General features: G+C 57.7%; 28 protein-coding genes and 3 pseudogenes. 14 read left to right on the top strand and 17 right to left on the bottom strand.

Annotated features, from left to right (window positions below):
- Positions 1 to 16 precede the first annotated feature (16 nt).
- Positions 17 to 247, bottom strand: a complete 231-nt coding sequence (locus ASD00_RS27560) for a hypothetical protein (RefSeq protein WP_146160961.1) — start codon at positions 245 to 247, stop codon at positions 17 to 19.
- Positions 248 to 405: 158 nt separating this feature from the next.
- Positions 406 to 1,401: a class I SAM-dependent methyltransferase gene (locus ASD00_RS27565; RefSeq protein ID WP_057210345.1), complete on the bottom strand. Its 996-nt coding sequence runs from the start codon at positions 1,399 to 1,401 to the stop codon at positions 406 to 408.
- A 267-nt stretch (positions 1,402 to 1,668) separates the two neighbouring features.
- Here ASD00_RS27565 and ASD00_RS27570 point away from each other — a divergent pair, with 267 nt between their 5' ends.
- The 9 genes and pseudogenes from ASD00_RS27570 to ASD00_RS40420 form a co-directional block, all read left to right on the top strand.
- Complete coding sequence (locus tag ASD00_RS27570; RefSeq protein ID WP_063963357.1) at positions 1,669 to 2,550, top strand: AraC family transcriptional regulator; 882 nt, start codon at positions 1,669 to 1,671, stop codon at positions 2,548 to 2,550.
- A 111-nt stretch (positions 2,551 to 2,661) separates the two neighbouring features.
- Positions 2,662 to 3,858, top strand: a complete 1,197-nt coding sequence (locus ASD00_RS27575) for an MFS transporter (RefSeq protein WP_057210347.1) — start codon at positions 2,662 to 2,664, stop codon at positions 3,856 to 3,858.
- An 843-nt stretch (positions 3,859 to 4,701) separates the two neighbouring features.
- Positions 4,702 to 5,616 carry an AraC family transcriptional regulator gene (locus tag ASD00_RS27580; protein WP_063963355.1) on the top strand — a complete coding sequence of 305 codons (915 nt, stop codon included), beginning with the start codon at positions 4,702 to 4,704 and terminating at the stop codon, positions 5,614 to 5,616.
- Positions 5,617 to 5,702: 86 nt separating this feature from the next.
- A complete protein-coding gene (locus ASD00_RS27585) occupies positions 5,703 to 6,509 on the top strand; it encodes an amino acid ABC transporter ATP-binding protein (RefSeq protein WP_280137517.1) in 807 nt (268 codons plus the stop codon).
- Positions 6,506 to 7,183 carry an ABC transporter permease gene (locus ASD00_RS27590; protein ID WP_057210349.1) on the top strand — a complete coding sequence of 226 codons (678 nt, stop codon included), beginning with the start codon at positions 6,506 to 6,508 and terminating at the stop codon, positions 7,181 to 7,183. The genes ASD00_RS27585 and ASD00_RS27590 overlap by 4 nt, the downstream gene beginning before the upstream one ends.
- Before the next feature lie 10 nt (positions 7,184 to 7,193).
- Positions 7,194 to 7,952 carry an ABC transporter permease gene (locus tag ASD00_RS27595; protein ID WP_057210350.1) on the top strand — a complete coding sequence of 253 codons (759 nt, stop codon included), beginning with the start codon at positions 7,194 to 7,196 and terminating at the stop codon, positions 7,950 to 7,952.
- On the top strand, positions 7,949 to 9,109 hold the full coding sequence (gene alr, locus ASD00_RS27600; RefSeq protein WP_082523749.1) for an alanine racemase: 1,161 nt from the start codon (positions 7,949 to 7,951) through the stop codon (positions 9,107 to 9,109). The genes ASD00_RS27595 and alr overlap by 4 nt, the downstream gene beginning before the upstream one ends.
- A gap of 32 nt (positions 9,110 to 9,141) precedes the next feature.
- Entirely contained in the window at positions 9,142 to 9,981 is an 840-nt protein-coding gene (locus tag ASD00_RS27605) for a transporter substrate-binding domain-containing protein (RefSeq protein WP_057210351.1), read from the top strand.
- Between the two features lie 797 nt (positions 9,982 to 10,778).
- Positions 10,779 to 10,898: pseudogene (locus ASD00_RS40420) on the top strand (DUF3363 domain-containing protein); the annotation flags it as partial.
- 185 nt (positions 10,899 to 11,083) lie between these two features.
- On the opposite strand, the gene ASD00_RS27615 reads toward ASD00_RS40420, so the two are convergent.
- The 7 genes from ASD00_RS27615 to ASD00_RS27645 form a co-directional block, all read right to left on the bottom strand.
- A complete protein-coding gene (locus ASD00_RS27615; RefSeq protein ID WP_057210353.1) occupies positions 11,084 to 11,320 on the bottom strand; it encodes a hypothetical protein in 237 nt (78 codons plus the stop codon).
- 1,219 nt (positions 11,321 to 12,539) lie between these two features.
- A complete protein-coding gene (locus ASD00_RS27620; RefSeq protein ID WP_057210354.1) occupies positions 12,540 to 12,779 on the bottom strand; it encodes a DUF982 domain-containing protein in 240 nt (79 codons plus the stop codon).
- 441 nt (positions 12,780 to 13,220) lie between these two features.
- Positions 13,221 to 13,769 (bottom strand): hypothetical protein, encoded by a 549-nt coding sequence (locus ASD00_RS42030; RefSeq protein WP_244496143.1) that lies wholly within the window; start codon positions 13,767 to 13,769, stop codon positions 13,221 to 13,223.
- Positions 13,770 to 13,899: 130 nt separating this feature from the next.
- Positions 13,900 to 14,046: a hypothetical protein gene (locus ASD00_RS40425; protein ID WP_156408130.1), complete on the bottom strand. Its 147-nt coding sequence runs from the start codon at positions 14,044 to 14,046 to the stop codon at positions 13,900 to 13,902.
- Positions 14,047 to 14,152: 106 nt separating this feature from the next.
- On the bottom strand, positions 14,153 to 14,410 hold the full coding sequence (locus ASD00_RS27630; protein ID WP_057210358.1) for an acyl carrier protein: 258 nt from the start codon (positions 14,408 to 14,410) through the stop codon (positions 14,153 to 14,155).
- 349 nt (positions 14,411 to 14,759) lie between these two features.
- Positions 14,760 to 14,981 (bottom strand): hypothetical protein, encoded by a 222-nt coding sequence (locus ASD00_RS27640; protein ID WP_057210360.1) that lies wholly within the window; start codon positions 14,979 to 14,981, stop codon positions 14,760 to 14,762.
- A gap of 353 nt (positions 14,982 to 15,334) precedes the next feature.
- Entirely contained in the window at positions 15,335 to 15,538 is a 204-nt protein-coding gene (locus tag ASD00_RS27645; protein WP_057210362.1) for a hypothetical protein, read from the bottom strand.
- Between the two features lie 200 nt (positions 15,539 to 15,738).
- On the opposite strand from ASD00_RS27645, the pseudogene ASD00_RS42035 reads away from it, so the two are divergent.
- Together ASD00_RS42035 and ASD00_RS39325 are read left to right on the top strand one after the other, a co-directional pair.
- Positions 15,739 to 16,212, top strand: a pseudogene (locus ASD00_RS42035) (putative metallopeptidase); the annotation flags it as partial.
- A gap of 229 nt (positions 16,213 to 16,441) precedes the next feature.
- A pseudogene (locus tag ASD00_RS39325) lies at positions 16,442 to 16,809 on the top strand (DUF2280 domain-containing protein).
- A gap of 225 nt (positions 16,810 to 17,034) precedes the next feature.
- Here the strand turns inward: ASD00_RS39325 and ASD00_RS42040 are convergent.
- Positions 17,035 to 17,202, bottom strand: coding sequence for a hypothetical protein (locus tag ASD00_RS42040; protein WP_244496144.1), 168 nt, complete (start codon positions 17,200 to 17,202; stop codon positions 17,035 to 17,037).
- A gap of 120 nt (positions 17,203 to 17,322) precedes the next feature.
- On the opposite strand from ASD00_RS42040, the gene ASD00_RS27670 reads away from it, so the two are divergent.
- Positions 17,323 to 18,042: a hypothetical protein gene (locus tag ASD00_RS27670; protein WP_057210367.1), complete on the top strand. Its 720-nt coding sequence runs from the start codon at positions 17,323 to 17,325 to the stop codon at positions 18,040 to 18,042.
- A 73-nt stretch (positions 18,043 to 18,115) separates the two neighbouring features.
- Here ASD00_RS27670 and ASD00_RS27675 read toward each other — a convergent pair whose 3' ends face one another.
- The 6 genes from ASD00_RS27675 to ASD00_RS27695 form a co-directional block, all read right to left on the bottom strand.
- Positions 18,116 to 18,451: a helix-turn-helix transcriptional regulator gene (locus tag ASD00_RS27675; protein ID WP_063963356.1), complete on the bottom strand. Its 336-nt coding sequence runs from the start codon at positions 18,449 to 18,451 to the stop codon at positions 18,116 to 18,118.
- Between the two features lie 168 nt (positions 18,452 to 18,619).
- Positions 18,620 to 18,868, bottom strand: coding sequence for a hypothetical protein (locus tag ASD00_RS27680; RefSeq protein WP_057210369.1), 249 nt, complete (start codon positions 18,866 to 18,868; stop codon positions 18,620 to 18,622).
- Between the two features lie 322 nt (positions 18,869 to 19,190).
- Positions 19,191 to 19,433: a hypothetical protein gene (locus tag ASD00_RS27685; protein ID WP_057210371.1), complete on the bottom strand. Its 243-nt coding sequence runs from the start codon at positions 19,431 to 19,433 to the stop codon at positions 19,191 to 19,193.
- 55 nt (positions 19,434 to 19,488) lie between these two features.
- Positions 19,489 to 19,626, bottom strand: coding sequence for a hypothetical protein (locus ASD00_RS40430; protein WP_156585824.1), 138 nt, complete (start codon positions 19,624 to 19,626; stop codon positions 19,489 to 19,491).
- A 43-nt stretch (positions 19,627 to 19,669) separates the two neighbouring features.
- Positions 19,670 to 20,029: a hypothetical protein gene (locus ASD00_RS27690; protein WP_057210373.1), complete on the bottom strand. Its 360-nt coding sequence runs from the start codon at positions 20,027 to 20,029 to the stop codon at positions 19,670 to 19,672.
- Positions 20,030 to 20,222: 193 nt separating this feature from the next.
- Complete coding sequence (locus ASD00_RS27695; protein WP_057210374.1) at positions 20,223 to 20,489, bottom strand: helix-turn-helix transcriptional regulator; 267 nt, start codon at positions 20,487 to 20,489, stop codon at positions 20,223 to 20,225.
- 48 nt (positions 20,490 to 20,537) lie between these two features.
- Between ASD00_RS27695 and ASD00_RS27700 the strand changes: the two genes are divergently transcribed.
- Positions 20,538 to 21,047: a hypothetical protein gene (locus tag ASD00_RS27700; RefSeq protein WP_057210376.1), complete on the top strand. Its 510-nt coding sequence runs from the start codon at positions 20,538 to 20,540 to the stop codon at positions 21,045 to 21,047.
- 771 nt (positions 21,048 to 21,818) lie between these two features.
- Positions 21,819 to 22,667 (top strand): DUF932 domain-containing protein, encoded by an 849-nt coding sequence (locus tag ASD00_RS27705; protein WP_057210378.1) that lies wholly within the window; start codon positions 21,819 to 21,821, stop codon positions 22,665 to 22,667.
- A gap of 345 nt (positions 22,668 to 23,012) precedes the next feature.
- Here ASD00_RS27705 and ASD00_RS27710 read toward each other — a convergent pair whose 3' ends face one another.
- Complete coding sequence (locus ASD00_RS27710; RefSeq protein WP_057210380.1) at positions 23,013 to 23,366, bottom strand: hypothetical protein; 354 nt, start codon at positions 23,364 to 23,366, stop codon at positions 23,013 to 23,015.
- Between the last annotated feature and the right edge of the window lie 672 nt (positions 23,367 to 24,038).

A 24,038-nucleotide genomic window follows, 5' to 3' on the forward strand; every position in this document is an offset into this window, starting at 1 on the left:
GAGTTTCGAGCAGTCGTTACAAGGTTTCTGAACCGCCTGCAATAAGCCTGCAAAGGTCGACCTCAAGCGCCTCGGAGATGACCGCAATTTCCCGAATGGTCAGATTTTTCCAGTCGCCCATCTGAATGAGTTCGAATCTGTTTTCGGCAACTCCAGTCAGCAGCGCGAGCTTGCGGGGACTCGTTCCTTTCTCCACCATTTGCTGTGCCAAGTGAGATACAATGTCTGCTGGACTCTCGATTGGCATCGCGGCCTCCCATTTTACGTTTACAATACCGCCAAGGACGAGCTCAATTATTAGATGCAGATCCTCGGCGGTTCACAAAGCAAACTATTACGCATGGTGATGTAAATTATAATTAACGTCCGTGCGGTTTCGCGTCACGCTACTAGACGAGATGCCTGCTATGTCCTGCGATCATCAGCCCAAGTCGCCAGTTCGGTGTAGGGTTCAGGATCGTAGACGTATTCGGCGGGGATTGCGGGCTGCGCCATCAATGAAAGATAGCGCCGGAGGTTTTCCTTGCTGTTGCTAGCGGCCAGTCCGTAGAAGTTCCCGCTATTCCACGTGATGACGCAATGCCTGAAATGAGCGTATACCGCTGCTGCCATCTCGGCTAACGTGACCTCGCTGTGGTGCATTGTCGCCAGCACCAGCTTGGACTTACGCTCTATTTCCTCGGCCCCGAAGTACCGGGACTTGAATCCGTAGTCCTTTTGAAACTCCCGCAACTGATACTCCCGGAGATCCGTCGCACGGAATTTCTCCACGAAGAGCAGAATCCCATCTTCCTTGAGATGCTGCGCGACGAACGCGATCTGCTGACTTCGGTTGGGTGAGTACATTTGGAATGTCGTATCTTCCAGGATGATATCGAAACCGCCAGTGAACGGCTCAAGGTGGATTTCGGAATGGAGATGTTCTTTCGTCAATCGATGAAAGGGGCCGAGAAAGAAACTGGCGTGCGGCGGCTCGCCAAAAGCCAGGAAGCACTTGTAGTTTTCCTCGTTAGGGCTGCAGGACAAAGACTGGATCTTGCCTCGGCTCATCTCGGAAAGCGTGCGCGCCATCGTCCCTTCGGCTGTGCCGAGGCTATAAAGCAGAACCTTGGTCGTGCTCAGTTGGCTGTAGCGCAGGACCGCATGGGCCATACGGAATTCTTCCTCGAGACGATAGGGAATGCTGCCGTGATAATGTTGATCGAAGAAGCCCTGGCGGCGCGAATGCAATTCGACGAGCCGATGCAACAACGGGTCGTCGGGCAGGAGGCGCGTATCCACGGTCGGTTTGCGAACTGGTGCGCCACCATTGCCGGCGGCTGTCTCGGCGAAGAAACCGGCTAGATGATTCAAACGCGGGGCACGGTCGCATTCGGTGAAAAACTCTTTGAAATTTTGCATCGCAATACACCTAAGCAATCAGAGGGGCGACGCTGCCAGCTGCAACGGCAGTGGCGCACAAATTTCATGCGCTTAGATTTGCCTTTCCGCGGGCGGCGCCTTATTCCAGGTGTAATGCCGGTTTCGGCAACGCGCTTTCATGCGCATGCCACTTTTGCACGAAAGTGCCAAGATCACCCAACTGCGGGTTATCCAGAGTTGTTCGGCAGCTCAAGTTGATTCTATGATCCGGGTGATTTTGAAACGAATATTGAGGGATTGCTTCTCTTGACGGAGACGCTTGGCTTCCAGCCTGATGAGGTTCGCCGTTCTGATCACAAGACGGTCGTACACCAGCACATGGATTGGGGCGTAGTACGGGCCCATGTTGTAAAGCGAACCGGTTTGCTCCGACAGGAGACTCGGTTCGCGCCAGAGAAGCACGCCTTATTGTTCAATTTGCAGGGTGACGCGCGATCCGGGGACGACTATGTGGATGGGCGGCGTGTGGCGTTCACCCCTCGGCGGCCCGGATCGGTCGTTTTTTTGCCGGCGCATAGCGAGTGGACCGGGTGGGACGAGGGGGACGCTAGAGGCTGCTACCTTTTTGTCTCCATCGACCCCACCTTCATCGAGCAGACGCTCGGCGCCGATCATGTCCGAGGGTTGCATCCAGCTATCGGATTTAGAGACGGCATGATTGAGGCTTGTCTCCACACGATCGTGGCCGAACTCAAGAATCCCGATCCGGCCAGCATCATCATGGCGGAGAGCCAGGCGGTCCAGATGTTTATCCAACTCGCCAGGTTGAACGGCTCGGGATTGGAGCCTTTGAAAGGCGGGCTCTCACCATTCGACCTTAATCGGGTCGTCGCCCTGATCAACGCGCGTCTTGTGAACCCGCCAAACCTAAATGAACTCGCCGCGGAAGTAGGTGTCAGCAGACGCCACTTCTTTCGTGCGTTTAAGCAGTCTACCGGGATGTCTCCCTTCGCCTTTGTCGCGGATCTGCGCCTGAAACGCGCTGTCGACCTTCTGCGGGGGACGGATCGCTCAGCCACCGACATTGCCCTGGATTGCGGGTTCGGGAGTTCAAGTCATTTCGCGGTCGCATTCAAACGCGCCTTTGGCACTGCTCCCTCGGAGTTCCGCCGACGGTGGCGAATTTGATGGGTATCGGCGCGTTATTGGGCACGTTTTCGACAATGTGGTCCCGGTTCGAAAGCGGGGTTGCGGGGAAGTTCCCTATTAATATGGCGCATCCACCGAAAGGCGCCGCCAATGCTCCAACTATATTCTGTCGCAGATCCCAAGGCCGCCACTCAGGCATCGCGATCCTTCAACTGGTTCCTGGCGAGCACCTTCGTTTCGGCCGTTGGCCGAAACGGGTATCAAATAGCCTGTGCATGGATCCTCGTGGCGCAGGGATTTGGCGCCGCCTCAGTTGCTGTGTTTTTCGCGATCCTCAGTGTCACTGAGCTGGTATCGAGCCCGATCGCCGGCTGGATGTCAGATCGGTACGATCGCCGCGCTCTGTGTGTTACCGCTGACGTCATCCGGTTCGCTGGAGCTTTGGCGCTCGGAATGCTTCTGATCGTAAGCGAACTTCAGTGGGCGATCTGGTTGTCTGCTATGTTGTTCGCGACGTGCGATCGGATTGCGCTTACATCGTCCCAGTCGATGATACCCTCCGTTGGCGCCGGCCTGTCACTGCCAGCCGCAAACTCGATGGTGTTCTTTCTCATGCAGTCGGGGAGCCTCGTTGCGGCATTACTGACCGGTGTGCTCCTGCATTTCGCCATTCCGACGTATACATTTACTTTGCTCGCGGCGGCATTCGTGCTGTCAGTCTGTTTCATGCTGGCTGTACGGCGGGATCTGTCTCGTCAGTTTCGCGCCGGCGCAGACTCACGACCGGCATTGGAAGTCGATGCGCATTTGCTGCAATTGGGTGCAATCTATGCGCTCCTCTATACCGGAGGAGTGCTGGTCAGCGTCATCGGTCCGAGCTTCGTCTTTGTCGAGTTGAAAGGTGACGCGATTGACTTCGGGCAGTTGGAGGGCGCTTGGTCAGCAGGATCCATCCTGGGTACGCTCCTTCTAATACCGGTGCTGCGAGCGGCAAGGATTACTATCCTGCAGTTTGCGATCCTCGCGCTGACTGCTATCTCGTTCGCCCTTCTGAACGTGCTCGACACTCCGTGGACCCTCCTGATCTTTGCTATCCTCGGTGCGCTTTATAATTTGGGCAGGGTCGGTATAGAGGTGATGCTACAATCCTCCGTGCCTCAGACGGCCCTTGGCCGTGCGAAAGGCGCAGTGCATAGCGTCGGCGTTTTGCTCGGGGTAGTCTTGTTTGGCGTGGTCGCAGCTTTGGGGAACGAAGTGGAGCCCTCAACGATTTTTCTGGCGTTCGCCTTTATTCTTGCAGTGGGCACTTTGGTTTTGATCATCTGTCGTGTCGCCGACAGCCGATAGACCGCAGGTAACTCAGCTCCGGATTTAGCCGCGAGTTCTCGAAGATCGTATTGGGTTCGGTGTCGGAAACCACTTTCTACAGTTTCGGCCACAGGTTCCGCGCGGTTCTCGACTCAACCAGGGTTCTCACATCGGTGCCATTATGGAGCCCGAGGGTGGTGGGTTTGAAGGGCGAACCTACGTTAAGGCGCTAACCCTCGAGAAGCCCCTAGATGTGGTCATGAGTTTCACTGCTCTAGATCTCGATTTCCCCGACGCTCCGGCGGCGTCGTCACGACAACGACGCCAAAAGGCACCGACAAAAAGCGAGGAAGACAATCCAGCGCCAAGGCCGGTTCATCTTCATGAGAGTGCCAGAACATCACAATCGTGCCGCGATATTGTCGTCGTCGACAATTTTTACTCACTTAACCCTAGCGAAGCACCGCCGGATTCTCTATTTTCAACGTGAGGCAGTACGCGCTGCCTTGGGGCGTCGAAACCCCTACGAGCGACTGATGCTGGTCGATTCAGCATCAAACTCTCTGACCTTTGGTCGGGGAGCCTGTGGCGTATGTCCAGGTTCCTCGGAACTAAAGGCCACAGGGCTGTCTCGTACAGTTTCGAACTCCCCGATCAGTCGGAGGTTTAGTGAGTTTCGCGGGGGCGTACCGCGACAAACTCTCTTTCCGGGGAGCGGCCAATGCGGAATCCGAAATTCGCGAAAACAGTCAGACGTCTACTTTCACTCGACTCGTCTTCGATCAGTCAAGCTCGACACCCCGCCGATCAGAACGGCTGGCGTCGCCTGTTGTCGCCCATTGCTTTCCTTGGCCAAGGCCTGCCCCAAATCGGGGAGGTCCCATGTCATTGAACGTTGCCACCTCAGAGCCAAATTCCGTTTTCAAGACCGGGAGTTGCCGAACAATCTCCCGCGAGAAAAAGTCTTGGGATCGTGTGCAAGCTGAACTCGTTCGGCGGACTGGATTGGAGAAGGAAGAAATCGCAATCACATCGGACCGGCATTTGGTCATGCTCAATGTGCAAGGCGATTGTGAGCAGGGCCAGTACTTTCTGGACGGAAAACCCACCAGCTTCGTGCGCCGAAAGCCCGGGTCGATTCTCTTTGTTCCGGCCGGATGCAACTGGCAGGGATGGGAAGCTGGGGCACCCACGGCCGCCTACCTTTCGCTTTCGGTCGATCCATCATTTGTGACGGACCTTGTCGGCCGCACCACGCCTAACCTGCAACCTTCGCTGTCGCCGGATCTCGGTTGTGAGGATCCAGTCCTTATGAATGCGGCGCGTGGGATCGGTGCAGAAATACAAGACCAAGGGCCACACAGTGGTCTTCTTGTCGAAAGCTATGTTGCGACGATCTTCGCGCAGTTGCTCCGGCGGCAGAGGTACATTCCCTCCGTCAGCAAAGGCGGATTGACGCCGGCAAGCCTGAATAGGGTCATCGAGAAAATCGACGAGAACCTCGATGTCGGGCTTTCCCTCTCGCATTTGGCCGAGGTGGTGAACCTTAGTATTCCCCACTTTTGCAGGGCGTTTAAGCAGTCGCTTGGTTGTCCGCCCTATGCCTTTATCATCCGGCGCAGGATCGAAAGAGCAAAGGAATATCTGCGCCATTCGTCGATGTCCGCTACGGACATCGCCTTGGCCTGCGGTTTTTCGAATTCAAGCCACTTCTCGAATGCGTTTCGCCGAGAGGTCGGCATGACACCCGTAGCTTATCGTGGGGCCTGGCCCACCGAAGGGACCATAGTTTCTTGATCAGATCGTGCAGATGCATCAATCCGCGGCAAGCGCGATCTCGGTAGCGTCGCCATCCTCGGCAAACAACAGCCGAGGACTCCGTCGTGCACAGCAACGCCATATCCGACTATCGTTTTAGCCCACCCGACGCACGCATAGCGTTACGTGTTCGCGGTCTCAAGAAGCGCTTTGGCGACCTGGAGGTCATCAGGGGGGTCTCCCTCACTGCCCTCCGCGGCGACGTTATTTCTATCCTCGGCAGCAGCGGGTCGGGAAAAAGCACGTTGCTGCGATGCCTGAATTTCCTGGAGGAGCCGAGCGGCGGTGAAATCTGGATATCGGGGCGACAGGTTAGCGCTCGGCCCGGCAGGACCGGGCAGCGGGAAATCAATGCCCTGCGCGTGAAACTCGGGATGGTGTTCCAGAGCTTCAATCTCTGGTCTCACAAGACCGTCCTCGAAAACATCGTCGAAGCGCCGATACACGTCTTGGGTTTGTCCAAACGGGACGCCCGCCTTCGGGCGGAGGAACTGCTGCTTAAGGTTGGTCTGGCCGACAAACGTCATACCTATCCCTCCCACCTTTCCGGCGGCCAGCAACAGCGTATTGCGATTGCGCGTGCTCTGGCGATGGAGCCCGAGATCCTCCTTTTTGACGAGCCGACGTCGGCCCTCGATCCCGAACTGGTGGGTGAGGTGTTGAAGGTCATTCGTTCACTTGCAGAAGAGGGGAGGACGATGCTCATCGTTACCCATGAACTCGGCTTTGCGAGGCAAGTTTCCAACCGGGTTGTGTTCCTCCATCAGGGACAGATCGAGGAAGAGGCTGAACCGGAAGCATTCTTCAGCAACCCAACGTCACCCCGACTAAAGCAATTCCTGTCGGCGCAGCGCGAGGAGTTGCGTCAATGATCGACCTACAGGGCTTTGGCGATCAGATCGCTGCCGGGGCGGTAACGACGCTACGCGTTGCAAGCACTAGCCTGGTTTTGGGGATTGCTGTCGGTCTCTGCGGCGCGATGGCAAAACTGAGCCGGTTTCAGATACTCAGGCGATCGGCGGAGGCCTATACCACGATTATTCGCGGTGTCCCCGAACTCCTCCTCATTCTTATCCTTTATTTCGGCGGCACCGTTGCGATGACGGCGATCTTCGGTCGCTATGTCGAAGTCGATGCGTTCGCAGCCGGCGTATTCTCGCTGACCATCGTTTTCGGGGCTTACGCCACCGAGGTCTTCAGGGCCGCGATCCGAGCCGTGCCGGTGGGCCAGATCGAGGCAGCGCAAGCTCTCGGCCTGTCTACTCCTCATACATGGCGGCTCGTGATCCTCCCGCAAATGTGGCGATACGCGCTGCCGGGCATCGGAAATCTCTGGCTCACCCTGCTGAAAGATACGGCCCTCATCTCCGTAGTCGGCCTCGAGGATCTGATGCGCAAGACCGGTGTGGCGGCGGGTTCAACTCACGATCCTTTGACCTTCTATTCCATCGCCGCCGGCCTCTATCTCTCCTTCACCTCGGTTTCCCTGGTCGGCCTGACCTTGCTTGAACGACGCGCAAATCGCGGCGTCCGTATCGCAGAATGAGTAAACAATCATGAACTGGCACCTTATCGTTGACGTTCTGCCGCCTCTGCTTGAGGGAGCGCTTCTAACCGCCCAACTGACGGTCGCCTCCGTCTTGCTTGGCTTCGTCATCGCGTTACCGCTCTCGCTCATGCGAGCATCGACAATGACCGCACTCTCTCATCCGGTGCTTCTTTATACATTCGCGTTCCGTGGAACGCCGCTCCTCGTTCAGCTTTTCCTGATCTACTACGGTGCGAGCCAGATCGAGTGGATCCGTTCGAGCTTTGCCTGGGCCATACTGAAGGAGCCCTTTTGGTGTGCGCTCATCGCGTTTTCCCTCAACAACGCCGCTTACACCACCGAAATTCTCCGCGGTGGAATACGCGCCGTGCCGAGAGGGGAGATCGAGGCGGCGAAGGCACTCGGCATGTCCTACACGCTTCGCACGCGGCGGATTGTTCTGCCTATCGCCCTTCGCCTCTCACTTCCCGCCTATGCAAATGAAGTGGTGCTGATGCTGAAGGCGAGCTCTCTCGCCAGCACGATAACCATGATGGAATTGACGGGCACGGCCCGGAAGATCGTGGCGCAAACCTTCTCTCCCTACGAGGTCTTCATTTCTGCGGCTTTGATCTATCTCGGTTTCACATTCGTGCTCGTCCACTTATTCGGCCGACTGGAGAGACACATCACGGTCCACCAGCGCCGCGTCCATGCTGAGAGCGATAGTCGCGACCTCGCCCAAGGTTCGCAGGAGAAACTTGCGATAGAAAAGGTGGCGCGATGACCGCTCTCCTGGTCCCTTTCTCGCAAGAGCATGATCTTGGCTGCGCCGAGACCGCTCTTCTGCGAGGCAGTTGGTATGAAATTGATCTAGGTGCAATCAGGCACAACTATCGGCAACTCCGTGAGCAGCTGCCCACGAACGTGAAGATCTATGCATGCCTGAAGCGGAATGGATATGGGTGCGGTGCCGGTCCGGTCGCTGGCGCGCTGGCTTCAGAGGGTGCCGATGGTTTTGCGGTCGCCTCGCTTCTAGACGCCGTTTCGATCCGCAGGGCGGGAGTGGGGCATCCAATTCTTCTTTACCCAGGAGCCCTGCCGACAGCGGGGCCGATGGTGGAGGCGCTCGATCTAACGGTCAGTGTTTCCAGTATCGATGAACTGGAGCGCTGGCGGTCCGTGATGACGAGAACTCGCGTCTTCATCAAGGTTGATCTGGGTTTCTTTCGTGCAGGCGCAACGCCGCAAGAGGCAGGCGGGCTACTTGCCGCGGCCCACGCACATTCGGATGTGCAGATCGACGGCATCTATGCACACCTGAGCGAGTTGCCAACGTCAAAGCCAACGGACGTGGTCAATCAACTTGGGCGAATGCAGGCGATCTTGGCTGGAGCGGAAGCACGCGGAGGCCGGCCCGTTATTGCCATGATGTCGAGCACCGAGGGTGTCCTCACATATCCGGATATGGATCTGGATGCGGTCGACCCGGGGGCACTTTTTGTTGGCTTGCCAGAGGCCCAGCGGCCCACGCGGCATCTTACCTTGCGGCCAGCTTTGAAGGCCATCTGTACCACCGTCGTCGCTATGAAACGCCTCGATGTCTCGCTCGGGCCCACCCCGGAAATTCCTGGGTTTCAGCCGGGTATGGTCCTCGGCGTCCTTGGCATGGGATGGGGGGACGGCCTTCCTCGATTAATCCCCCGCAATGCCGAAGCGATTGTTGGCGGTAAACGAGCCAGGCTGTTGCCGCCGGCCCACCTCGAGCACCTGCGCATCGACCTCACAGAGATCCCTGAAGCGCGCTTCGGCGACCAGGTCGTACTGCTCGGCAGACAAGGCGACGAAGTGATCACCCATGAGGAAATCGCGGCGCTTTGGGGAACTGACGTTATAGGGCTCTACGCAGGCCTGCGTGACCATATCCCGCGAATCTACACTTGAACCCGCAACGCGGATCCAAAAAGGGGAACCAAATGAACGCGTTTAAAATGATAGTAAGTGTCATCGTTGTCGGCTCGTTAGCCGGGATGGCCCGTGCCGAAGACGAAAGAACGATCAAAGTCGCAACAGAAGGCGCCTTTCCACCCTGGAACGCAGTCGATACATCCGGGAAGCCAGTCGGCTTTGACATTGATGTTGGCGAGGCGCTCTGCGCACGCGCAAAACTGAAGTGCGAATTCATAACCCAGGCATGGGATGGGATCATTCCGGCACTGACTGTCGGCAAGTACGATGCCATCATGGCTGGGATGTCGATAACTGAGAAGCGTCGGCAGGTTATAGCCTTCTCAGAACCCTACGCACTGACTTCCAACTACTTCGTAGTCTCAAAATCGCTCAAGGTCCCTGTGATGGACAGCGAGGCGAAGCTCGATCTCTCAATGGACTCGTCGGCCAGTAAGAGCGTCCTCGCGGACCTGAAGGAAAATCTCAGAGGCAAATCGATCGGCGTGCAGGGCTCCACGAACGCTGAGGCTTTCATTAGGGAGTATTTTGGCGACATAGTGGAGGTCCGCACTTATGACAAGCAAGACAATCTAAATCTCGACCTCCTCGCTGGACGGCTCGATGGCGGCTTGGCGGATTTCTCCGTTTGGAAAGCTTTCCTGGATTCAAAGGATGGTGGGTCTGCACATCTCTATGGCCCACGTATCTCCGGGGGACTGTTCGGCCCCGGTATCGGCATCGGCCTAAGGAAGGGAGATGACGTGCTGTCACGAAAATTCGATGACGCCATTCGAGCAATTCAAGCAGATGGTACGTTAAGGGCAATCAGTCTGAAGTGGTTTGGTGCGGACCTGGTGACGCAGTAGGGGCAGCGCAATGCCGTCGGCCGCCCAGGGGCGGTCGATACGGGCCTCGACCTTGTATTTAGGATGGATGTGGCCGCCAGCTTATTTGCCGTCAACCTTTCTTCCCTGCCAGACGATGCCCTCGCGCAGCTTCATGAGAAGCACTCGGGCCGCTGACAGCCAACACTGCAGCTCGGGGCGATAGGGCAATGGCGACGGTAGCAATGGTATAGAGGGGCAAGTGTCACGCTGGCCGAGGCGCAACGGCGCGCTGACTTCACTAACATTAAGACTGCACGCTAACGACGGCAATGTTAGTGTGCGAGACGATGTTAGAGAGAGACATAAGCAGCCACCATGTTCAGTTTCCCGAAGTGTTGGAGCGCTACCTGGGAGAGCTTCTTCATGAGCGCATCGATGTCCGATCGAAGCCACGCGCAGCTTGCCGTCCTTTATCGGACGCACCTACACGCTCTACGGAGCCCGCATTCTTGGACGGCAATGCGTCATCGTTGCCAAGCTTGGCGGCACAGGCACTCCAGCCGATATCGCCAAATTTATCGACATGGTCCGCAACGCCACCCACACGACGGTGGCGTTCGCCACCATGACCATCAGTGCGCACAACCGGTCGCGCCTCATCGGTCAAGGCGTTCCCTTTATCGCTCCAGGCAACCAGCTCTGGTCGATGTCGCCTTCGGCACCGTTTTCACAAGCCTTCGGACCAGAGCTTCCCCTTCATGCTCGAGCTGTTTTCCCGCAAGCCCGGCACGCTCGACTTTCCGGAAATGCAGAACTCACCCCTATTGCTGCGCCCGCCGATCGCCGGTCGCGGCGCCGACAAATATCTGACCGACGAGCTGGGCGAGAACCTGACCATCGTGGTCGACGGCATCGACGGGCGGACGCATCATCTTGGCGGTATCGATTCGGCGCGACGCGCTACCTGACGGCGCGGACAAGGAAACGGCCCGGATCGAATGGCGAGTTCCGGCGTGATCATCCGTTGATCGCAACCATAGCCGCCCAGCTCGGGATCATGCCCGAGCAGCTCGAAACCATGGGGCGCGAGGCGCATAGCCTGTGATGGGCAATCGCGTCGTGCCTGCCAAGAGCTTTAAATCTAGAACTCTAAGCCGTCGAACTCCGGCAGTTTGCCCGGAATGTTAGCGGCGACGCTGACGAGCGTAAGGGGCTCGACGCTGTAGGTGGCGTAGCAACGAACCTGTGAAACCTCAACTTGAAGTCCAGTTTTCGCGGCGAACTTCACGGCAGCGTTAAACTCGCGCATCGCCTTAACCAGCCGTTCCTTGGCGCCGCGCTGATCGCGAGTTAGCGGAAATTCCAGGATGTTTGCCATTCGCTTCTCTCGCCTTCGTTCTCAGATCGCTCGCGTCATCACCTGAGCAGCGGCCGATGCCAGTAAGGCCGCCAGTGCGACGGCCGTTCCAAATCACACAATCGTCATCCGGCGCCTGCGCGGCCATCCCAATCATGGCCCATCCGCCCCGCTCCAACTGTTCCTGCCGTTGCGGTGATGATCAACCGTCTATGGCTCATTGAAACATCGCAGGTCCCTACGCGTTTACCACGAGATAGAGAATTGAGGTCTCAAATGTCGATCCACCTGAGAGATATCGGCGAGGCGGTGTTCGGATTGTTCCATTGGCATGCTGCTGAAGTAGAGCCCGGCCTAACCGATTGCTCATTGCGGCCTAACGATCCGGTCAGGTGCCGGAGGCCGCTTGGCAGGAGCACTTGGAACACGATCCGGCTCGCACAATATTGGCGGACAAATCCGAGGCATTGAACCTGGATTGCACTCCGCGGGGTTCTGCTGGCTCTAATCAGATTGCCAACGCCAGCAAAGTCGCGCCAATGATCAGCAAACCAGAAACCGTCAATGCTCGATCGTCAGCAGATCGTGGTCGTAATCTTTCTTCTCTCGGTCTGTGTGACGCATTTCGGCCTCCTCGCGTCGTTGCCACTAGGAAAACGCCGCTCCTTGGCTGAAGTTGCAATTACGTACGGCGGCCTACTACCACCTCGCGTTCTTTTCACCTTCCATCATCGCTACCGCGTCTGCTTACATGGCGCGGCACATGGTCTCGTATTCGGCCAGCAGCTCAGCGCGGACCGGATCCTCCTTGCGCAGATCGTCGACCATCAAAACCAAAGTGGCGTAGCACTCGCAGAGACTGAGGGAATGCCAGCCGTGGCGGCGAGGGCGTGTTGCTCACATAACGCTCGAAAAGCCCGGCTCTGTTGCACATCAATCAATGCTCGCAACGCTGGAAGCCTCAATTTCAGACGGGATCTACCGATCCTTTCAAGGTCCATAGGGGCCTGATGCCTTGCCCGACAGCCGACGCCTCGCGAGCTCTACTCGGCTCAGGGTTTCCCGGCCGACTACAAGATCGATTCCGATATCAATGGACGCCCTTTCCCAAAGAACGTTCAGGTCTCGTGCGTCGGCAATTAGGTATCACCTCCGGTGGCCGCTGCAATCGGTCCCTCGCTGCCCTCGAAAAGCGCGGGGCACCGGCATGATTCAGTTTCTCACCTCGGGCAGGGCAACATCAACGTTGTCGCAGGATGCCGGCCTCCTTGGCGGCGGCTTCAAACGCCGCCCTTGCTTGCGCGCTAGGGACTATTCCTTTGGCGGCATCCAGGCAGGCCTTCCGAGCTGTTGCGTAACTCGCGCTCTTCGTGTCGGGCCAGGACTTCATCAGGAACGCGACCGCCTCTCGGGCGCTCCTAATGACTTGAAAACGATCATCAATCTTCAACTCAACATTTTCATCCCAGATGGTGATCATCGTGTCCTCCGTTGGGCAGGTTTCCAAAAAACGCATATTAGAGGGATCTGTTCCAAGGCCGCGATCCTGCCGAAATTTTGGGTGGCAGGATGAGGCTCTTCCCCGACATGTGGCCCTTCGGCGACTTGCCGCCGCACTCCAATCTTTGGTGATTCGTTGGCTGTTCTGATTGCGAACCTCGATTAGAGGGAAAACTCGCCGGGCCTTAGGGAGGATGTCACCGCCTCCCGCCATAGCCTAATATTGCCTGAACTTCGGTGCTGACACCTTGCGAAAAGGGACAGGGACGCCATAGCTGGTCCAATGAGCATCGCCGCAGCCCACTATGAAATTTTCTACAAGGAAATCGCCGAGAGCGGGGTCGTTTGGACCATACGTGACGACGCGGGCTTTCCAACTTCGACAAACCAATCAAACGAAGCCGCCATGCCTTTCTGGTCGTCAGAAACTCGGGCTCGGCTCACTATTGAGACTGTTGCGTCGTATCGCGACTTTACGCCACACCAGCTTACCTTGGAGGTGTTTCGCGATTGCTGGTTGGTAGGGTTGGAAAAGGATGCCCTTAGGGTTGGCATAAACTGGAGCGGTGAGCGTGCGACTGGCTTCGATGTAGCGCCCGTCGACGTTCGCAGAAGGCTTGCGTCCGGCTCGTAGAAGAAATACATCCAAAATCAGGCGGCCGAAACCGCCCTTTCTCGCGCCCGGTAGGACCTCCAGGAAGCGTCCATATTGAAGCGTTGGTTCGTTTGATGGGTGCGCTTTGAAGTTTGTACCGGGAATTGCCTTCGCTGTCGGATCTCTTTTGCTTTTTTCGTCTTGCAGTGAGACCGGCTCATCGCAGACGAGCAGTAATCGCGCGAAGGTCCAATCGATAGCAAAAGCAAAGGCGCAGCCGAAGCTCAAAAGCACCCGCAAGAGTAGGGCGATGGCGATAGCCGAGGCAAAGGCGCTTTCTGAAGCGCGCAGCCCACGGCAGTGCAAGACACCCAAAAAGGAGTGCGGCTACGGCGCGGGTCCTGCCGGAGAAATATGCTCATGCTGGTCAGCAGAGGGTGCGCCCGAAGTTGGGGTCACAGTCAAGTGACACCACTCTTCAAACCGAAACGGCGAACGCCTGCGGTCACTGCGCGATCAGCTGTTTCAGCGGGTTATTGGGGGTGTCGGAGCTGTCTCGGATCCAAAAATCTTCTTTGAGCGCCATGAGGCTAAGTACGGCCCCAACGAGGACGCATAGCAGCACGATGAAGATGATGGCGGATCTGTTCATCACTCATATCAGGCTCAGAATGTGAGAATTCGTGGCGCAACCTTCCGGCGTCGCGTTCAGTTTCCAGCGCCATTGGTATTTGCCTCGCGCCTTAGCCGCGTAATGATTAAATTCCGTCGCGCTCACGTGCGGCTACGAACTCGATCGCGTCCCCGACTGTCACGAGCTGTCCCATTAACTCGGTTGTGATGAATACTCCGAACTCTTCTTCGATCATCATCGACAGTTGCGAAATCTTCAGGGCATCTGCTCTTAGATCGTCGACAATCGAGGCGTCGTCCGGAAGGTCAGTAGCTTTGACATCTAACACTTCAATGAAGATCATTTTCATGCGGGTGGCAACATCGGTTCTTGTGATCTTCATAGGGCTGGCTCCGATGCGTTCTATTAAACCTTCTTCTGGTTTTCAGCTAAGGCGTTTACCTTCTCTCGCGAGGTGCCCGCTTCCTTGATGATCTTGCGGGCCTGGTCTTCGGTGAGGCCGTGCTTCCGCTTGAACTAGTTCAATTCGTAGGCCTGTCCGGCGGCGACGCGGCCGCGATCCCGGCCAACGTTTTTCTTGTCGTCTGCCATTGGGTTCCTCCTTGTGTGTGGCCAGACACAACCGCGAGAGTCCCAGGTATGTTCCAAGTTCTGTCGGAGTAGAACAGCCCGGTGGCTCGCCAGCTCAGAAAGCTGGACGTCGCAGGTTCGAATTTTGCCGCCGCAACCGATTAATGCGCGGTGACTCTGGAGGCATCCGCGCCTTCACCCTGTCCGAGAAATTTCAGCAAGGCTGATAGCAAGGTTTCCGCCATTACCCGGTCGAGCGTGACCTCAATGACCTCGTCGTCCTCGGCCATCAACTCGAGGCGACCGACGAGCGGGTCAGTAGAGACCAAGTCAATATCCTTGCCCTGGTATTCAGCTTCAAGCACGGTCCAGTTGTACTGCATCGCCATCTCTCCTTCGTATTCACGGAACGATGAAACGCCATCGAGACGCGAGGTCTCACTTCAGCAGAAAGGAACCAGAATGCGCTTCCATAGCTTCTCACATCACCACGGATTCCACCACTTGTTCGTGATCGCGGACATCTTCGCGGTGGTCGCGACGATCGTCGCATTCTTCGCACTCGCCGTCATCCGGTACGGCGCCGGTCGCACATGGCATTCGCAGGCACCACCGCCTATCGCAAGATTGTCGATCTCCCGCCAGTCTACCGCGAGAGCTATGACAGTCACGGCCTCAGCCTCGAACCGGATCGAATGCGAACCTGATCCCGCTTGCCGGAAAGGAAGAGCTGGGCTTAATCGCCCGCTCTGCCGAACCCCTGCAAACCGTCAAGTCGGTTGACTGTAGCGCCGAGCGCGCTGACTGCCTCCATTGTGATCGCTAGGCTTTGCATAATCAGGGAAAGATCGTGGTCTTGATCCGGGTGAGCCAATTCGAGTGAACGCGTGTGAAGCCTCTGACTGACAGCGTTCAGCCGCTCGATAATATCCTCGTTCATTCAAACCTCCCGATGTTGTTGCTCCAGTAATGAAAAGGCGCGCGACAAACAAAGGTTCACTCCGGCGCTGACGAAAGGCAAATTATGATCGCCAAGCGCCCGATGACTTCAAATCGTTCGTCCCGGCGGCTGATGTCGGTGAATGGGTCGAAGCGACATTCTTCGACTCTTCATCGCCGGTCGCCAATCCGGAACATGAGCATCTTGCCAATGCCCACATCGGCTATCTCTGGACCGTGGTTGAGAACAATCGCAAGGGTAAGCGGGTGATAGGCCAGTGCGAGACCGGCTCACCGCAAGGCACAATGGGCAAGTGGTCCCGCGCCCGGGCAGAACAACAGGTCGTCGAGTGGTTCGGATCCGTCACTGATTTCATCATCACACTGGACGCCGATTACTGCAGGGAATGCGGAGACGCCGAGTTCATGGCGCTGGTCGAGCACGAGCTCTATCATGCCGCCCAAGATGTCGATGCTTTCGGCGCGCCAAAGTTCAGCCGATCGAAAGGCCGCCCGGTGTTCGTCATCCGTGGCCACGATGTCGAAGAGTTCGTCGGCGTCGTCCGTCGCTATGGGGCAGATGCTGCCGGCGTCTGCGCCATGGTTGACGCTGCCAACAGAAACCCGAGATCGCCAGAGTGCAGATCGCACACGTATGTGGCACGTGTCAGCTAAGGGTGGCCTAGCCCATATCGAAAGCGGTCAGCTCTTCCATTGCTGCTCGCCCCTCGGCCTTCGCTCGGATACGAGCCCCAACCATGCGGCCTGATCGGATAGGCTTGCAGCCATCTAATAGGACCTGCCACTCCCACTGGTGCTGCCCGCGTCCAGTAAGCTGCAGTTTCAGTCTATCGGCGCTGTATCGTTCCAATTGCCGCTCCTTTGACGGGACTTTGACGGATCAATGGCCAAACCAAAATTCTCCGATGAGGTCAAGACCTACATCAGGCGCTGGCTTGCTTCGATAGCCCGTCGGTCGTTGCCGCGGCAGTCAAGAAGGACTTCGGCCTCGATGTGAGCCGACAGCTCGTCGAGAGCCACGACCCGAACAAGAAAGCTGCCTCGGGCCCGGCGTCCAAGTGGCGCGCTTTGATCGAGGAGACCCGCAAGACGTTCCTTGAGGACACGGCCACCATCGCCATCAGCCACCGCGCAGTTCGGCTGTGGGCTCTACAGCGCATGGCCAACGAACTAGGGGACAGCTACACGAACCGGCGAGCAATCACCGGTCCAGACGGTGGCCCTGTAGAGGTGCGTAACGGTCTCTCCTGACCGTGCCTTCCCGCCTATCAACTATCGCATATTTCCCTCCTGGGCGGCGAGTTTGCGCGCATTTTCTCAGGAACATGTCTTTTCTAAACAGCGATGAATAGCCTTCTTCGCCCGTTCCTCGGGCATTAGTGTCGCGTTCCTTCGGAGGCAAGCTCTGTGTATCGGCCGATCGACCAGAGGTAATCGACAATCTCCAACATGATTGGATCACGGTCGCCATATTTCTCACTGATCCGCCGCGACGCGTTCATTGCCGCCTCGCTCGGGTCCAATGTCGCCGGCGACGTAACTATCGTGGCCGACGGCGCAGATGTCGCACCCAGCGGCAATTATATCAGCCACGTAATCCGGAATTTCACTCGACTTCATCAGTCGCTGCTTGCGTTTGGGCATCCTTGTCTCCTCCGATGGCGAAATCCAGAGCGGCGTACGCATCATTACCCGGGGCGGGCATGACTGGACCCACGCTTCTCTGCGATCGAGGCCGCGGCAAAGGCGCTAGGCCCTACGACCATGATCCTCGACGGCGAGGCGGTCGTGCTAGACGATGCAGGCCGTTCGAACTTTGGCATGCTGCAGGCGGCACTCGGCGGCCGAGGCGGCAAGCGCGTCGCCGGCGAGGCGTTATTTTACGCCTTCGATCTCCTCTACTTTGACGGTCACGACCTGCGGGGCATGGAACAGCGGGAGCGTCGGACGATGCTCGAAGATGCGATCGCCGAGGGCGGCACGGTTATTCGATTGTCAGAAGAGATTGAAGGCGAGGGCGCGGTGATCCTGGCGCATGCCTGCAAGCTCGACCTTGAAGGTATTATCGCCAAGGACAGGCGGGCGCCGTACCGTTCCGGCCGGCTCGGTGACTGGCTCAAGCTGAAGTGCATCCAGAGCGACGGCTTTATCATCGTTGGGTTCGAACCTTCAACGAAAGTGACCGGCGCGATCTCCCGGCTGCTGCTGGCGGCCAGGCGAGGCGACGAGCTGGTTTATGTCGGCGGCGTTGGGACCGGCTTTACTGACAAGATGGCCCGCGACCTTCGCAAGCAGCTGGCAGCCATACCGGCGAAGGTACCGCCGGTCTCGCTCAAGCGGAAGAACGCCGTGTTCTGCCAGCCGGTATTCGTCGCCGAGGTCACCTATACCGAGATCACCAGCGACAGGAAGCTACGGCATCCATCGTTCAAAGGGCTGCGCGAGCTGGCCGACAATGTCGACGTGTTTGAGCGCAAAAAATAGGCCCCGGGGAAGAGGGGCCTAATCAAGGTTCGGGGAACAACTTAAACATAGTGTCCGAAAAAAGGTTCCCGCATCAATCCCGCTCGGCCAAAATTTTCTGCATCCGAGAGAGTTTGCTTTCCGCAATAGCAAGCCGCTGGACAAGCACGTTCGGTCTCTCGGCCTTGTCCTCCATTGAAAAGTCACCGATGATTTCCATCGGGTGGGCGTTCAGGACTTCGCAGATTTGAATCAAGGTTGGAACGGAGAGGCGGTTCGCCCCGCGCTCATATTTCTGGATCTGCTGGAACGTTATGCCAAGCGATGCCGCCACCTTCTCCTGGGAAAGCCCCCGCATTTGACGGATTGTTCTGAGACGCTCACCAATTTGCAGGGAAAGCGCCATCGAGGTTTCGTTCATCTTGGCCATGTATACGCACTCCGCTTCTGAAACTCGGGCCTATATGGAACAAGACCCCTTGGCATCACAACTCGCAGATCTGTGGGTAGACAGGCGCTTTCGAGCGGTGGCGGAGATCACCCCTCGATGCTTGGCACCGAGTAGCGCCACGGCGATTATCTCTGGCGCCGACCGGTGTCATCCCTGAACCGGGCGCACGCCACCAGCCGGCGCCTGTATCCGCACCTCGACATTCTTGCGGCCGCACTTGGCACACTTAGCGTGGCCTCTGATATAGATCGGATGGTCGCGCCCGAGCTTCTTCACAAACGGCTCGATCGAGCTGATCCCGTCGCGGCTGCAGTCCAAGCACCAGAGATTAAACTGATAGCCGTCATCCAGCAGTTTTCCGAGCGTATCTATAATGACCGGCTGTTTCCCACACATGCGCTTTCTTCCTCGATCGAGGTTTTGACTAGCCGCATGTCGTGAAAGGCGCCCGCCAGCGCCGGTGGATCAGGACTTCTTGGCCGTTGGCCATTCGATCCGGTGTTCGAAGCAATACCAGTTTGGTGCCGCCCGTCCGTGGGCAGAGCCGAACGCGCCCCAGTTCCTGCAGCCTGGATGTTCGCATAGGTGCTCGAAAAGCCGCTTTCCGCTCTTTTGGTAGCGCCGATTTCGTCACTCATCCTCAATGCCTTCTGAGAAAATTCGTTCTACAAATGTTCTCATCGGCGCAGAGAGTCAACGACCAGATTTAGGGAGGCGCTTAGTGCGGCTTCCTCGCGAGGAGCACAACCCCGGCACCAAGCTCGAATATTTCGAGATCGGCATTTTCTAGGAAATAGTTGTCTGCAAGCTCGATCAATGCCGTCGCGACTTCCTCGCGTGACCAACCAGACAGTTGCGCTCGATCGGCAAGCGATAGGAATTCGCCCTCCAACGCCTCCTGGCAAAGGAGGTCGCGATCTGGGTGGTATTTTGGATGCTTCGGCGCAGGAATTTTCCGCATGACGTTTCCTCCTGCCGAAGATGGTAGGGAGCACTCCGCGTTCTGCAAGGCTCCGCTAATTTAACGATTCGCCTTCGATCTTGACGCGCCTGTCCGTCCAGCCGCGCCGATAGGCCTCGTCGAGCACGTCGCGCCACATGTCGTCGTCGACCCCGTTTACCCAATTGGCTTGAGCAAGCAGGAAGACCACCACAAAGCAAAACCTCGCGCAGCCGGGCCAGCGGATCGACTCCGGCCTATTTCTTAGGTCCGCAAATCAACGGTCGAAGCTCTTGCACGATCACGCCTGCCTTGGGCGATAGCATCGCGCCGATCCAATTGTCGGAAAATGTTCCAGCCTCATCGACAGGTGAAAGCCAAACCACTTCATTTGTCGCGAGTTCGATTTTCACCTCACTGCCGATCGGACTGCCGGCGACGGTCTGGACGTAGTGGCGCTTGATCGGATGGTCGTTTCCCGCCTCATCGATCAGTCGGTTCTCGCTATAGTCTACCGCGATTTCGCCGATCTCCCCGCTCGACTTGCAATCGATCAGCCGCTCGCACCGAATGACCGAGGTGAAAGCGCAGGTCCAGGTGAGGCCGCTACGCCACATTGGATTGTCTCCCGCACTTGCGGTGGTCGCCGCAAGGAGCAGTGCCGCAGCCAACGGTTTCTTCAGGATTGTCTCATCCCCTTTGGTCCGAATGCATAGTTCGAAGCGATAACGTGGGGCGATCATAAACTATAATTTCTAATGCCCGCAATGGCTCCGTGACCGGAACGATACAACGTTGGCCAATCAAAGTTCAGCTGTCGCTGGATTTCACGCCCATCATCAACTCTTGCAGAGGAACCTTCAGATTCGTGCTTATCCGCGTAATGACCTGCAAGGAAGGGTTGGCTGTCCCATTGAGGATTCCAAAATAGTAAGGATTGGTAATCTCACAGAGACGAGCCATATCTTTTTTAGCCAGCCCGCGCTTTTCCCGCTCGCGCTCCATGACCATCGCCATGTTTCGCAGGATCATCGTCCCAAGGTCTGTGTCGGGCTTCTTACGCTTGCTCGTCGCCATAGGATAAACTATAATTTACTCGTTGCTGTGTTTGATGGGATATTGCCGATGTTTGCCAAAGCTAAGTCTGTAACCGTCCTCGTCGCAGTGTTTCTGACGACCGCCGCGCTTCCCACCCCCGCTTCTGGGAGCGAATGGGGTTGCGAAGTCTTGCTGTGCGCGTCGTCTTCCAATCCCTCTTGGCGCGGTGTTCCCGCCTGCCATCCGCCGATGGCTCGCCTCATCTCCGCGATGAAGAAGCCGGGATTCAATTGGCCGACCTGCCCCGAAGGAGGGACGGGATCGCCAGGCTACGAGAGATATGCGGAATGCCCGGAAGGCTATCAGGTGAGGAGCAGAAGGGACGGCGACGGCTTCCCCAGGAAGGGCGACCTGTGCATCAAGACAGTCAACATTTGCCAAGGCAATGCGCACGGTCTTTACAACTCTGATCGGCAGCGGCGCTGCATACAATCGGTCTCCATTTCTCGGCCTCTCAGGTTAGAGCCCTACTTCTTCGACATCAAGAATGATACTTCTGGCAAAACCGAGCGGCATTGGTTCGGCTTGCACAAGTAAACGGATTCGAGCGGGTAAGGAAGGTTTAATCCATGCGATGTGTCAACCGCCACACCCTTCTCGGCCACGTCTTGAAAGTGAACATTTGCCACCAATCGGAATGGGTTACCACATGGCGACAGCAAGTCGGCGACCGCCTGATTCCAGGTTACGATCCTCGACAAAAAGCGGGCCGAGTGGATCAAGGATAGCGTCGGGCAGGTCTCGTCTATGTCGCTCCCGGATCTCGAATGCCAGCTACGAGCGGGACGGTGAACAGGTTTACACCATCGACGTCATCGCGCAGCATCTTCAACCCGCTTTCGGACAGCAGGGCTCACAACCATCACTAAAACTCGTGGGTGACTTGTCCCTCTGAGCCACCGCCCGTTCCGGTCGCCCGCGCTCGATGCCGCCGGCACGAAGCCTGCCTTCGGCTGTCTCCGCCGATTGCGGTAACGATCGCTTGTCCAGTCGGGTGCTTCGCGCCCGTATAGGAAGCCCGTTCCGGGCCACATCTTTGTTTCCGCCCCCATGACAGCGGTGCCCGAGCCGGTCAAGCGGCCCGTGAAGCCGTTGCATCTTCCGCGCCAGTCCGCCGAGGGCGGACCCGAGAAGATGCACCACCTTCCGCGCCACCCCGCTTGACAGTCTCGCTCCCCGCCGTGGGGCGGGCTCAAGCCCACCCCCCTCTGTCCGGGGGAATGTCAGAGGCCATTCCCCCGGAAAGACCGGGGAGGCTTCGCCCGAAAGGGGCTTCCCTTCGGGAAACGGGAAAACAGGAGACAGACAATGAGCATCTACGCCCGAACCGCCCGCTTCGACACCGGCCGTACCCTGACCGAAACCGAAATGCGCCACCTCGCGCCGTCAATCTTTGCCGTGACCGCCCATGAGAGCCGGTCCGAACGTTTCAAACCCATCCCGACCATCGAAGTATTGCGCGGCCTTATGAACGAAGGCTTCATGCCCGTCGGCGCCAAGCAGTCGCGCAGCCGCATCGAAGGCAAGGCCGATTTCACCAAGCATCTTATCCGTCTGCGCCGCATCGATGACGGCAAGATCTACAGTGTTGGGGACACCGTTTGCGAAATTCTCCTGAAAAACGCCAATGACGGAACCAGCGCCTACGAGCTGATGGCCGGGCTTTTCCGTGTCCGTTGCCTCAATTCCTTAGTGACGCAGACCGGCACCATCGATGCCATCAAGGTCCGTCATTCCGGTGACGTCCAACACAAGGTTATCGAGGGCACCTATCGCGTTCTCGGCGAGGCCGAGCGCACCCTTGCCGCCCCACAGGACTGGTCGACCTTCCGGATGAACCATGAGGAGGCGGGCATTCTTGCGGATGCCGCCCATGTTCTCCGCTTTGGAGACAACGAAGGCGAGACGACCACGCCCATCAGGGCGGAGCAGTTGCTTGTGCCCCGCCGCCACGACGACCGCGCCAATGATCTATGGACCGTCTGGAATGTGGTTCAGGAGAACGCCATTAAGGGCGGATTGCGCGGCGTCGGCCGTGACGATCTCGGAAGGCCCCGTCGTGTAAAGTCCCGCGCCGTTAATGGGATCGATCAGGATATCAAGCTCAACAAAGCCCTTTGGCTGCTCGGCGAAAGGATGGCGGCCCTGAAGGCGTGAGCAGGCAATCAGGTGTGCCGCCGAAAGAGGCGGCGCATCGCCTAGCGCTCGGAAATCCGCCGATTCGAAGGAAGCATTATTATGACCAACCTTCGCACTCTCACCCCTAAAGAGCACGCCACTCTTCAGGCTTACGCGCTCGAAAACGGTCGGCGTTGGAAATCCAAACTCCGCGAGGACTGGATGAATGCTCGTACCACCGGCATCCTGCAGGCGCTTCGCAATTCGCACGGACCTAGCTGGCTGGTGTCCTACTCCTTGACGAAGCGATCACCGCCATCTGAAGGCCAGTAGCCAGTGATCCCCGTAACGGCCGACAAGCGCGTGAGCGTCCGCTTCTCCCGGTCAGGAAATATCGGGAATCCGGTCCGCGATTTTCAGGAGATAGTCGTCGATCGCCTCCTCTATGTAGCTATTGAACTTGCGGCGCTCGATGGCCGCGAGGATCTTCAACGTCTTGTGGACCTCGGCACGAATATGGATTCCGGTGGTGACCTTTTCGGTGTCGCGAAAGCGCTTTCCGGCGATCGGATCGCGGCTTTCGCCCTTGGCAACCAGATCGCGGAACGGGGTGCGGCCGCCATCGTCGGGGCTTATCAGCGCAGGGGAGGCGGCCGGTTTTTCGCGCACGGTCGGACGCTCGCGGCCAGTCGAAATCAGCCCAAGGACGAGATTCTTGCTGTCCGATCCTTCGCTCATAGCTGAGCCTCCTTCGCGGTCGATCTATAGAGAGCGAGGAGTTCGCCAAGCAGCGTTTCCATTTCTGCGATCGCCTTCGGATCCGACCTCGCCGTGGTCTGCAGCNGCCTCCTTCGCGGTCGATCTATAGAGAGCGAGGAGTTCGCCAAGCAGCGTTTCCATTTCTGCGATCGCCTTCGGATCCGACCTCGCCGTGGTCTGCAGCGTTCCGGCCGCGCCAATCGATTGATAGGAGGCGCGCCGCGCTATTGGCTGGGATGCGAGGGCGACCCCACTTTCCCGCAGGATTTCGCGTAGCGGTTCGTGTGCCTTTGCCCGGCCGGTGACGAGATCGTGCTGGTTGATGACGATCATCGCCGCGAGCTTGCGCTTCTGATCCTCCTCGACCACGGGGATGTGATTGAGCGCGAGTTGCATACCGGCGACSACGTCGTCCTGGGTCGTCTGCAGCGGGATCAGAACGATATCGGCGCAGTAGAGGCCGGCGAACAAGTTCTCGTTCGTCGTTCCCTCGATGTCGATGAAGACGACTTTGCCCTGGCGTTGGCGCTGGAGCGCCATTTTGTAGATGCGGTTCGGATCGAGGCAGCTTTCCGCTTCCAGGCGCTCCGGCCAGACATTCATCTGTTTCGACATCGTGACCCAGCGCATCGTGTTGGCGCGGCTATCGGC

This window comes from Ensifer sp. Root31 (assembly GCF_001424825.1).
GTDB classification, from domain to species: domain Bacteria; phylum Pseudomonadota; class Alphaproteobacteria; order Rhizobiales; family Rhizobiaceae; genus Ensifer; species Ensifer canadensis.

Coding starts and splice junctions, on each gene's coding strand:
- ASD00_RS27560 (WP_146160961.1), bottom strand. CDS start 247: ATGCCAATCGAGAGTCCAGCAGACATTGTATCTCACTTGGCACAGCAA.
- ASD00_RS27565 (WP_057210345.1), bottom strand. CDS start 1,401: ATGCAAAATTTCAAAGAGTTTTTCACCGAATGCGACCGTGCCCCGCGT.
- ASD00_RS27575 (WP_057210347.1), top strand. CDS start 2,662: ATGCTCCAACTATATTCTGTCGCAGATCCCAAGGCCGCCACTCAGGCA.
- ASD00_RS27580 (WP_063963355.1), top strand. CDS start 4,702: ATGTCATTGAACGTTGCCACCTCAGAGCCAAATTCCGTTTTCAAGACC.
- ASD00_RS27590 (WP_057210349.1), top strand. CDS start 6,506: ATGATCGACCTACAGGGCTTTGGCGATCAGATCGCTGCCGGGGCGGTA.
- ASD00_RS27595 (WP_057210350.1), top strand. CDS start 7,194: ATGAACTGGCACCTTATCGTTGACGTTCTGCCGCCTCTGCTTGAGGGA.
- alr (WP_082523749.1), top strand. CDS start 7,949: ATGACCGCTCTCCTGGTCCCTTTCTCGCAAGAGCATGATCTTGGCTGC.
- ASD00_RS27605 (WP_057210351.1), top strand. CDS start 9,142: ATGAACGCGTTTAAAATGATAGTAAGTGTCATCGTTGTCGGCTCGTTA.
- ASD00_RS27615 (WP_057210353.1), bottom strand. CDS start 11,320: ATGGCAAACATCCTGGAATTTCCGCTAACTCGCGATCAGCGCGGCGCC.
- ASD00_RS27620 (WP_057210354.1), bottom strand. CDS start 12,779: ATGATCACCATCTGGGATGAAAATGTTGAGTTGAAGATTGATGATCGT.
- ASD00_RS40425 (WP_156408130.1), bottom strand. CDS start 14,046: ATGAACAGATCCGCCATCATCTTCATCGTGCTGCTATGCGTCCTCGTT.
- ASD00_RS27630 (WP_057210358.1), bottom strand. CDS start 14,410: ATGAAGATCACAAGAACCGATGTTGCCACCCGCATGAAAATGATCTTC.
- ASD00_RS27640 (WP_057210360.1), bottom strand. CDS start 14,981: ATGCAGTACAACTGGACCGTGCTTGAAGCTGAATACCAGGGCAAGGAT.
- ASD00_RS27645 (WP_057210362.1), bottom strand. CDS start 15,538: ATGAACGAGGATATTATCGAGCGGCTGAACGCTGTCAGTCAGAGGCTT.
- ASD00_RS42040 (WP_244496144.1), bottom strand. CDS start 17,202: ATGCCCAAACGCAAGCAGCGACTGATGAAGTCGAGTGAAATTCCGGAT.
- ASD00_RS27670 (WP_057210367.1), top strand. CDS start 17,323: ATGATCCTCGACGGCGAGGCGGTCGTGCTAGACGATGCAGGCCGTTCG.
- ASD00_RS27675 (WP_063963356.1), bottom strand. CDS start 18,451: ATGGCCAAGATGAACGAAACCTCGATGGCGCTTTCCCTGCAAATTGGT.
- ASD00_RS27680 (WP_057210369.1), bottom strand. CDS start 18,868: ATGTGTGGGAAACAGCCGGTCATTATAGATACGCTCGGAAAACTGCTG.
- ASD00_RS27685 (WP_057210371.1), bottom strand. CDS start 19,433: ATGCGGAAAATTCCTGCGCCGAAGCATCCAAAATACCACCCAGATCGC.
- ASD00_RS27690 (WP_057210373.1), bottom strand. CDS start 20,029: ATGTGGCGTAGCGGCCTCACCTGGACCTGCGCTTTCACCTCGGTCATT.
- ASD00_RS27695 (WP_057210374.1), bottom strand. CDS start 20,489: ATGGCGACGAGCAAGCGTAAGAAGCCCGACACAGACCTTGGGACGATG.
- ASD00_RS27700 (WP_057210376.1), top strand. CDS start 20,538: ATGTTTGCCAAAGCTAAGTCTGTAACCGTCCTCGTCGCAGTGTTTCTG.
- ASD00_RS27705 (WP_057210378.1), top strand. CDS start 21,819: ATGAGCATCTACGCCCGAACCGCCCGCTTCGACACCGGCCGTACCCTG.
- ASD00_RS27710 (WP_057210380.1), bottom strand. CDS start 23,366: ATGAGCGAAGGATCGGACAGCAAGAATCTCGTCCTTGGGCTGATTTCG.